Here is a 4,380-nt window from a genome sequence, read left to right as displayed (position 1 = left end):
GTGTCCGCCCGTCGTCCAAACCCTCACCAGACCGCAACGGGCTACCCAACGTCACCATGGAAGAAACCATCGAAACCCATGCGCTCAGGCGTCTGACCAGCAGCGTTGCACTAACTCACCGGCATTGTGGTGACCTGCCACGACGCAGTGGTCCAAAGTGCGCGTCGATCCCGGCCGGGCTGGTTCGTCTGCCTTCAGCAAGCGGCCACCGGGCCGCCTGTCGCGACGTTTCCTCGAAAGGCTTGATCATGGAGTATCTGGTGCTGATCTACCGGGACGAATCCAAGGACGGCGAGGTCGACTGGGCCAAGCTGGGCCAGGAGTACGAGGAGTACGCGGCCGCGGTCGCACATGCCGGGGTGATGCGGGGCGGGCAGAAGCTGCAGCCCTCTGCCACGGCCACCACAGTCTCGGTCCGTGATGGTGAGCGGCTGGTCACCGACGGACCGTTCGCCGAGGCCCGCGAGCAATTGGGCGGGTTCTTCGCGCTGGAGTGCGCGGACCTGGACGAGGCGCTTAAGTGGGCGGCCCGCTGTCCGGGGGCGAGCCATGGAACGGTGGAGGTGCGTCCGGTGATGCCGACCTGACCGGAACCGGTGACGAACTCGGGCGGATCTTCCGTGCCGAGCACGGCCGGGTCGTGGCCCGGCTGATCAGCCTCCTCGGCGACCTGGACGTCGCCGAGGAGGCCCTGGCCGACGCCTGCCTGCAAGCAGTCCGCCGGTGGCCCGAAGCCGGGATCCCGGACCATCCGGCCGCCTGGCTGACCCGGGTAGCCCGTAACGCGGCGATCGACCGGATCCGCCGGGAGAAGGCCCTGACCGGCAAACTCGCCCTCTTGCACGCGGAGACCGCCATGGCCCACACCCTCGCGCCACCCGACCCTGACCAGGACGACATCCCGGACGAGCGGCTACGGCTGTTCTTCACCTGCTGCCACCCTGCCCTGGCCCGACCAGCGCAGGTCGCCCTCACCCTGCGCTGCCTGGCGGGCCTGTCCACCGGCGAAGTCGCCCGTCTCTTCCTGGCCGCTGAGCCGACCATCGCTCAGCGGATCGTCCGCGCCAAGCGCAAGATCCGCGACGCCGCCATCCCCTACCGCGTCCCCACCCGCGCGGACCTGTCCGAGCGGCCGCCGGCCGTCCTTGCCGTCCTCTACCTGCTGTTCACCGAGGGCTACGCCGCCACCACCGGCCCCGCCCAGATCAGCCCCGAGCTCTGCGCGGAGGCGATCCGCCTGGCCAGTGTCCTGCACCACCTGTTGCCCGAGCAGGCCGAGGCCACCGCTCTTCTCGCCCTGATACTGCTGACCGACGCCCGCCGCCCCGCCCGCCTCGACCCAGATGGCCGGCTCATCATCCTAGAAGACCAAGACCGAACCCTCTGGGACCGGGGCCTGATCGTGGAGGGCCGGAAGCTGGTGATCACCGCCCTGCAGGCCCAACCACCGGGCCCCTACGCGCTGCAGGCCGCGATCGCCGCCGTCCACGCGGACGCCCCCAGCAGCGGGATGACCGACTGGCCGCAGATCACCGCCCTCTACGGCCTGCTCGCCCGCGCCGCCCCCTCTCCGATGGTCGAGCTGAACCGTGCGATCGCCGTCGCCATGGCCGACGGCCCCGCCGCAGGACTGCGGCTGCTTGACCAACTACAGGAAAGCGGCCAGCTCGCCGAATCCCACCTACTGCCGGCTGCCCGCGCCGACTTGCTACGACGCCTGGGCCGCACCAGCGAGGCCATTCCCGCCTACGACCGGGCTCTGGCCCTGGTCGGCAACGACACCGAACGCGACTACCTCACCCGCCGACGCGACCAACTCACTCCACCACCAAAGCGAGGAAGCACACCATGACCCCCGACACGCACTTCGATGCCATCGCCGCCGACCTCGCCCCGCGCGGCGCCATCGCCGGCGCGATGTTCGGCAAACGCGCCCTCAAAGCCCACGGCAAAGCCTTCGCCTGTCTCAAAGGCAACCTGCTGGCCTTCCGGCTCGGCGACGGAACCCCCGCCCACACCGAAGCCCTCGCTCTGCGCGGAGCCGAACTTTTCGACCCGTCCGGCAAACACCGCCCCTTCAAGGATTGGGTCGCCATCCCCGCCGCCCACGCCAAGACCTGGCCGCACTAAGCCGAGACCGCACTCGACAGCCTCACCGGATGAGGACTCGGTGCGGAAGCTGCTCGGCGGCGGTACCCGTCCACGATCTGCGGGCGGGAGCCCGGCCGCCATACGGCCGGCCAGGTCAATCCTGTGCGCGGATGTCCAGGCGTGAGGCGAGGTCCAATCGGACCTCGCCGTAGGGGCGGACGTGGCCCCAGAACAGCGGTGTGAGTCCCCGCCGGTCGGCCGGGCCCAGCAGTTTGGACCAAGCCGGTTCGGCCAGGACGTCCTGGAGCATCAGGGTGTTTACCCGTTGACCGAACTAGTAGTGCTTGGTCAGGTTGGTGCCGGTATGGGGATGTTGCGGTGGCAGGTGGGGCAGGCGCCGGTCCAGGTGGCGAGCAGGATCTGCAGCTCGCGGACGATTTGGTAGAGGCTCAGACCGGCGCCGTTGCTTTTGGGGCTTGGGCCAGTCGTTGCAGGGTGCAAAAGGCGTGGGCGACCGAGACGAGGGTGACGTGGTGGTGCCGGCCGGTCCAGGTCCGGCCCTCGAAGTGGGCCAGGCCCAGGGCCTGCTTCATCTCCCGGTAGTCGTGCTCGATGCGCCAGCGGAGCTTGGCGAGGCGGACCAGGGTGGTCAGCGGGGTGTCGGCGGGCAGGTCGGCGGCCGGCGCAGGCGGGTGGCAAGCTGAGGGGATGGATGATCGGCAGGCACGTGTGGTGGTGCACCCCTGGCTGGACGGCGAGCGACGGGTCACCGTCGACGGCGAAGTCATCGGGCGCGCCGTCGTGATCGGGGACCTGTCGGAGTTCCTGAAATCGCAGGCCTGAACCACGGTCGGGAAGCTCTGCACGACCCGGCGGTGGTGGAATGACGCGGCCACGGCCCGGAGATCTGGAACGGCACGCAGCCCCGTCCCGTGACCATGATCGACACACACGGTGATTCGTGTGCATGTCGGATGGGTGGCCGGGCAGGCGGTGGCTAGGAGGTTGATAGCTATGGGTCCCCTACTTCTCGTCCTGCTTCTCGCGCTGATCCTGTTCGGCGCCGGCTTCGCCCTAAAGATCCTGTGGTGGGTCGCGGTCATAGTCCTGGTGGTCTGGCTCCTCGGCTTCGTCATGCGCGGCAGCCCCACCGGTGGCGGCCGCAACCGCTGGTACCGATGGTGACCTGACCCGCTTCAGGACACCCTTGCTCGTGCCGGTGGCCCGGGTGGAACACGATGGCGATCTCGTGTTCCAGCCGGGCCACCGTCACGTTTGGGGCGAGCTTTCCGCAGATGGGCGCCGGTGAGGAACGAGTCAAAGTCGTTGCCCGGGCAGGCGTCCGGTGTCGGGGGCGGGTCCCGGGTCGCGTGGACCCACGCCGCCTCCACCAGGACACGCCCCCGGCTCAGCCCTCACGGTGCGCCGAAACCGCCTCATCGAGCGGCGGCGCACCGCCCCGGTCCGGTGTTCTCAGGGCAGTGGTCCGCTCATGACCCACACACCACCGCCGCAGGACGATGTGCCCGTGAGGGTGACCCGGCGCACCACGCACCACGTGTAGCGTCGCCGAGATCCACGGCGACCTGGCCTATCCGCACGCCGCCGCGGCGGCCGCGGCCGCTCTCGCGGTGCTTGATCCCGCCCACCCCGGCCTGGTGCTGGATCTCGCACGGGTGGCCTCGTTCGACTCCTCGGGGCTCAGCGCGCTGATCGGTATCTACACCGCTGTCCAGGAGCGGGGTGGCACGCTCGCTCTGACGGCCGTCCCCGATCACGCCCTGCGCCGCCTGCACCTGACCGGGTGAACACCCTCATCCCCATCCACCCCACCACTGACGGCGCCCTGGCCGGCCCCGGCTCCCCCACCACCCGATCCACGTGACCGCACAGATGGAGAGAATCGTGCGTTGAGGCGCATGGTCCCGGGCAGAGGTGGTAGTCGCAGGTCAGCAGACACCAACGCTGAGGAGATGTGATGAGCGCCAAGAACAAGGCCGAGAACACCGGCGACAAGCTCAAGGGCAAGACCAAGGAAGCCCTCGGCAAGCTCACCGGCAACGAACGCCTCGAAGCCGAAGGCAAGGCCGACCAGGCCAAGGGCGACCTCAAGCAGGCCGGCGAACACGCCAAGGACGCCTTCAAGCACTGACCCGGCCCCCGTGTCCGCGTACTCGTTGAAGTGCTCAGCCAAGTACAGCTGAACGTGCTCAGGTGTCAGGCTGCGTCGGTGTCGCGTTCGATGGCGGCGAGTCGGTTCTTGAGCCGGTAGCTGGGGCCGTTGATGGC

General features: G+C 69.1%; 6 protein-coding genes and 2 pseudogenes. 6 read left to right on the top strand and 2 right to left on the bottom strand.

Features of this window, described 5'->3' with window-relative positions; translation table 11 throughout:
* The 3 genes from QMK24_RS40710 to QMK24_RS40700 all read left to right on the top strand — a co-directional run.
* Window positions 1–587 (top strand): YciI family protein (locus QMK24_RS40710; RefSeq protein WP_283471956.1); only part of this gene is annotated, 587 nt, incomplete at its 5' end.
* Window positions 521–1,852 (top strand): RNA polymerase sigma factor, encoded by a 1,332-nt coding sequence (locus QMK24_RS40705; protein ID WP_349307968.1) that lies wholly within the window; start codon window positions 521–523, stop codon window positions 1,850–1,852. The genes QMK24_RS40710 and QMK24_RS40705, both read left to right, overlap by 67 nt.
* Window positions 1,849–2,130, top strand: a complete 282-nt coding sequence (locus QMK24_RS40700; RefSeq protein WP_283471955.1) for a hypothetical protein — start codon at window positions 1,849–1,851, stop codon at window positions 2,128–2,130. The genes QMK24_RS40705 and QMK24_RS40700 overlap by 4 nt, the downstream gene beginning before the upstream one ends.
* 115 nt (window positions 2,131–2,245) lie before the next feature.
* Here the strand turns inward: QMK24_RS40700 and QMK24_RS40695 are convergent, their stop codons facing one another.
* Window positions 2,246–2,401, bottom strand: coding sequence for a hypothetical protein (locus QMK24_RS40695; protein ID WP_283471954.1), 156 nt, complete (start codon window positions 2,399–2,401; stop codon window positions 2,246–2,248).
* A 139-nt stretch (window positions 2,402–2,540) separates the two neighbouring features.
* Window positions 2,541–2,768 (bottom strand): annotated as a pseudogene (locus tag QMK24_RS40690) (transposase); the annotation flags it as partial.
* A 337-nt stretch (window positions 2,769–3,105) separates the two neighbouring features.
* On the opposite strand from QMK24_RS40690, the gene QMK24_RS40685 reads away from it, so the two are divergent.
* From QMK24_RS40685 to QMK24_RS40675, 3 genes and pseudogenes are all read left to right on the top strand, one after another.
* The gene (locus tag QMK24_RS40685; protein ID WP_283471953.1) at window positions 3,106–3,276 is read left to right on the top strand and encodes a hydrophobic protein; all 171 of its coding nucleotides are present in this window, start codon (window positions 3,106–3,108) and stop codon (window positions 3,274–3,276) included.
* Window positions 3,277–3,662: 386 nt separating this feature from the next.
* Window positions 3,663–3,899, top strand: a pseudogene (locus tag QMK24_RS40680) (STAS domain-containing protein); the annotation flags it as partial.
* A gap of 170 nt (window positions 3,900–4,069) precedes the next feature.
* A complete protein-coding gene (locus QMK24_RS40675) occupies window positions 4,070–4,243 on the top strand; it encodes a CsbD family protein (protein WP_283471952.1) in 174 nt (57 codons plus the stop codon).
* The last annotated feature ends 137 nt before the right edge of the window (window positions 4,244–4,380 follow it).

This window comes from Streptomyces sp. PH10-H1, from assembly GCF_030063355.1.
Lineage (GTDB): Bacteria > Actinomycetota > Actinomycetes > Streptomycetales > Streptomycetaceae > Actinacidiphila.
Note: the sequence above shows the minus strand (reverse complement) of the source record. Positions and strands in the feature narration are given on the sequence as shown.

Bases quoted from the DNA above. Each gene is read 5' to 3' on its own strand.
- QMK24_RS40695 (WP_283471954.1), bottom strand. From the start codon at position 2,401: ATGCTCCAGGACGTCCTGGCCGAACCGGCTTGGTCCAAACTGCTGGGC.
- QMK24_RS40685 (WP_283471953.1), top strand. From the start codon at position 3,106: ATGGGTCCCCTACTTCTCGTCCTGCTTCTCGCGCTGATCCTGTTCGGC.
- QMK24_RS40675 (WP_283471952.1), top strand. From the start codon at position 4,070: ATGAGCGCCAAGAACAAGGCCGAGAACACCGGCGACAAGCTCAAGGGC.
- QMK24_RS40700 (WP_283471955.1), top strand. From the start codon at position 1,849: ATGACCCCCGACACGCACTTCGATGCCATCGCCGCCGACCTCGCCCCG.